This window comes from Melaminivora alkalimesophila (genome assembly GCF_000282995.1).
In the GTDB taxonomy this organism is placed as follows: domain Bacteria; phylum Pseudomonadota; class Gammaproteobacteria; order Burkholderiales; family Burkholderiaceae_C; genus Melaminivora; species Melaminivora alkalimesophila.
Window position 1 is genome coordinate 1 of record NZ_ALEE01000369.1, and the last position, 4,020, is coordinate 4,020.

General features: G+C 70.8%; 4 protein-coding genes. 1 reads left to right on the forward strand and 3 read right to left on the reverse strand.

Annotated features, from left to right (window positions below):
• On the reverse strand, window positions 1-1,138 hold a 1,138-nt coding region (locus A612_RS06895), incomplete at its 3' end, for a replication-associated recombination protein A (RefSeq protein WP_019373777.1).
• Window positions 1,139-1,203: 65 nt separating this feature from the next.
• Here A612_RS06895 and A612_RS06900 point away from each other — a divergent pair.
• Window positions 1,204-1,821, forward strand: coding sequence for a uracil-DNA glycosylase family protein (locus tag A612_RS06900; RefSeq protein WP_173370360.1), 618 nt, complete (start codon window positions 1,204-1,206; stop codon window positions 1,819-1,821).
• Between the two features lie 25 nt (window positions 1,822-1,846).
• On the opposite strand, the gene lolA is transcribed toward A612_RS06900, so the two are convergent.
• Window positions 1,847-2,503 (reverse strand): outer membrane lipoprotein periplasmic chaperone LolA, encoded by a 657-nt coding sequence (gene lolA / locus A612_RS06905; RefSeq protein ID WP_173370361.1) that lies wholly within the window; start codon window positions 2,501-2,503, stop codon window positions 1,847-1,849.
• On the reverse strand, window positions 2,500-4,020 hold a 1,521-nt coding region (locus tag A612_RS06910), incomplete at its 5' end, for a DNA translocase FtsK (RefSeq protein WP_019373780.1). The genes lolA and A612_RS06910, both read right to left, overlap by 4 nt.

Sequence of the window (4,020 nt, forward strand, 5' to 3'; positions counted from 1 at the left end):
AGCCGCGGCCGTAGTCGAGCTGCTTCATGAGCGCCGTGGGCGCGTTGCGCAGGTGCAGCGGCACGGGGCGGGTGCCGTCCTGGCGCACGAAGGCACGCGCCAGCTTGTAGGCCTGGTAGCCGGCATTGCTCTTGGGCGCCACCGCCAGGTAGAGCACCGCCTGCGCCAGCGCCAGCTCGCCCTCGGGCGAGCCCAGGCGCTCGTAGGTCTGGGCGGCGTCGCCCGCGATCTGCATGGCGCGCGGATCCGCCAGACCGATGTCCTCCCAGGCCATGCGCACGATGCGCCGCGCGAGGTAGCGCGGATCGGCGCCGCCGTCGAGCATGCGCACCAGCCAGTACAGGGCGGCGTCCGGGTCGGAGCCGCGCACCGACTTGTGCAGCGCGCTGATGGTGTCGTAGAACTGTTCGCCCCCCTTGTCGTAGCGGCGCATCTGCTCGCCCAGCACCTGCAGCAGCCAAGCGTCGTCGATGCGCGCGACGCCTGCCTGGGCGGCGGTGACGGAGAGCGTCTCGAGCGTGTTGAGCAGGCGCCGGGCGTCGCCGTCGGCATAGGCCACCAGGCGCTCCAGGGCCTCGTCCTCGATGCCGGGCAGCGCCTGGATCTCCTGCGCCCGCGCGACGATGCGGCGCAGTTCCTCAGGCGCTAGCGGCTGCAGCACGTAGACCGTGGCACGGGACAGCAAGGCGGAATTGACCTCGAAGGAGGGGTTTTCCGTGGTCGCGCCGACGAAGGTGAACAGGCCGCTTTCGACGTGCGGCAGGAAGGCGTCCTGCTGGCTCTTGTTGAAGCGGTGCACCTCGTCGACGAAGACGATGGTGCGCTGCGGCACCAGGCCGCTGCGCGCGGCCTCGGCGCGCTCCACCGCGTCGCGGATGTCCTTCACGCCGCCGAGCACGGCGCTGATGCTGATGAACTGCGCGTCGAAGGCTTGGGCCATCAGGCGCGCGATGGTGGTCTTGCCCACGCCGGGCGGGCCCCACAGGATGCAGCTGTGCGGGCGGCCCGACTCGAAGGCCAGGCGCAGGGGCTTGCCCGGCCCGAGGATGTGCTGCTGGCCGATGACCTCGGCGAGCGTGTGCGGACGCAGGCGCTCGGCCAGGGGCTGGTGGGTGGAGGCGGCGGTGGTCTTCTTCATGATGGCGCAGGGGCCATGGTAGCGGCAGGCGCGCGCGGCCGGGGGCGGCGCCTATGATGGGCCCGATGGCCACTCTCCCGCCCGCCGCCCCTGCCCTGCCCCTGGATGAGCTCCTGCCACGCGTGCGCGCCTGTACCCTGTGCGCGCCTTTTCTTCCCCTGGGCCCGCGCCCGGTATTCCAGGCCGGCGCCGGCGCCCGCATCCTGATCGCCAGCCAGGCGCCGGGGCGCAAGGTGCACGCCTCGGGCGTCCCCTTCGACGACGCCAGCGGCGAGCGCCTGCGCGACTGGCTGCAGCTGCCGTCCGAGGTGTTCTACGACGCGCGGCGCGTGGCCATCGTGCCCATGGGTTTCTGCTATCCGGGCAAGACCGCCTCGGGCGATGCGCCGCCGCGGCCGGAGTGCGCGCCCACCTGGCGCGCGCCGCTGCTGGCCCGGATGCCGGACATCGCCCTGACCGTCGCGGTAGGGCAATACGCGATCGGCTGGCACCTGCCGGGCAGCCGCGGCCGGCCCCTGGCCGAGACGGTGCGCACCAGCGCTGCCGCGGACCGCCGCGTGATCGCCCTGCCGCACCCCAGCCCGCGCAACAACGGCTGGCTCAAGCACAACCCCTGGTTCGAGGCCGAGTGGCTGCCCACAGTGCGCGAGCGCGTCGCCCGGGCGCTGGCGGGCGGGGGCTGAAGCCCACGCGCCCGGCTCGGCCTGGCTATTGGCGCAGCACGTCGGCGCCCGCCGGGACCTTGAACTCGAAGGCGTCCGGGGGCAGGACCGGGTTCAGCTGCATCCCGGAGAAGCGGATCAGCGAGCGTTGGCCGAAACTGTCCTCGATGTCCAGGGCCACGAGGCGCGCCCCGTCCAGGCCCACGCGCACGCTGCGGATCTGCCCGCCCTGCGCCTTGGGCGTGGCGAGCACCCACTGCAGGCCCTCGGCATCGGGCGCCGCCTCCAGGGTGAAGTCGCTGCGCAAGGCCTGCAGGTCGCGCGCCGAGGCGATCAGCGCCGCCGGCGTCGAGCCCAGGGCCTGGTCCTGCGCGCGCTGCGTCACTTGGTTCAGGTCGGCGTCGTAGAGCCAGAGGGTGCGGCCATCGGCGACGATGGTCTGCTCGAAGGGCTTGCGGTAGACGAAGCTGAAGCGCCCCGGCCGCTGGAACATGAAGGTGCCGCTGCTGGTCTTGGTGCGCGCGGCCTGGCCGTCCTTCGGCGGCGCCGTCACGGTCTGCGTGAAGTCGGCGCTGCCGCTCCTGGCGGTCCGCAGGAACTCCTCCAGCCCGGACAGGCCATCGGCGCAGGCCCACAGCGGGCTGGCGGCCAGCACCAACGCAGCGAAAAATCTTTTCAAGGTCGCTTCCTCTGGTTCATTCATTCCGGCCGCGCGGGCACGAGCACCTCGCGTTGGCCGTTGGACGTGAGGGCGCTGACCAGGCCGGCCTTCTCCATGTCCTCCAGCAGCCGCGCCGAGCGGTTGTAGCCGATGCGCAGCTTGCGCTGGACGTAGGAGATGCTGGCCTTGCGGTCCTTGAGCACCACTTCCACCGCCTGGTCGTACATGGGATCTTTCTCGCCCCCTTCGCCGTCCAGGCCGCCGAAGCCGCTGCTCGCGCCCTCCTCGTCGAGGCTAGCGCCCTCCAGCACGCCGTCGATGTAGTCCGGCTCCCCTTGTGTCTTCAGGTAATCGACCACGCGGTGCACCTCCTCGTCCGACACAAAGGCGCCGTGCACGCGCATCGGCAGACCGGTGCCGCTGGCCATGTAGAGCATGTCGCCCATGCCCAGCAGCGCCTCCGCGCCCATCTGGTCGAGGATGGTGCGGCTGTCGATCTTGCTGCTGACCTGAAACGCGATGCGCGTCGGGATGTTGGCCTTGATCAGGCCGGTGATCACGTCCACGCTCGGGCGCTGCGTCGCCAGGATCAGGTGGATGCCGGCGGCGCGGGCCTTCTGCGCCAGACGGGCGATCAGCTCCTCGATCTTCTTGCCCACCACCATCATCAGGTCGGCCAGCTCGTCGATGATGACCACGATGTGCGGCAGGCGCTCCAGGGGCTCGGGCGCCTCGGGCGTGAGGCTGAAAGGGTTGCCGATGGACTCGCCGCGCGCCTCGGCCTCGCCGATCTTGGCGTTGTAGCCCGCCAGGTTGCGCACGCCCAGCTTGCTCATCAACTTATAGCGCCGCTCCATCTCCGCCACGCACCAGTTCAGGCCGTGCGCCGCCTGCTTCATGTCGGTGACCACCGGGGCCAGCAGGTGCGGGATGCCCTCGTAGACCGACATCTCCAGCATCTTCGGGTCGATCATCAGCAGGCGCACGTCGCGCGCCTCGGCCTTGTAGAGTAGCGACAGGATCATCGCGTTGATGCCCACCGACTTGCCGGAGCCGGTGGTGCCGGCCACCAGGCAATGCGGCATCTTCGCGAGGTCCGCCACCACCGGACGGCCGACGATGTCCTTGCCCAGGCCCACGGTGAGCAGGCTCTTGGCATCGTCGTACACCTGCGAGCCCAGGATCTCCGCCAGGCGGATGGTCTGGCGCCGGGCATTGGGCAGCTCCAGTGCCATGGTGGTCTTGCCGGGAATGGTCTCGACCACGCGGATCGACACCAGCGACAGCGAACGCGCCAGGTCCTTGGCGAGATTCACGATCTGCGAGCCCTTCACGCCCGTGGCCGGCTCGATCTCGTAGCGCGTCACCACCGGCCCGGGCATGGCCTCGACCACCTCCACCTCGACACCGAAATCCTTGAGCTTCTTCTCGATCAGCCGGCTGGTCATCTCCAGCGTCTCGGGCGTGACCGACTCCTGCTGGGCCGGAGCTGCGTCCAGCAGGTCCACCTGCGGCAGCGCGCCGTCCTGCGGGGACGCAGCCGGCCGCGCGCCGCGCCC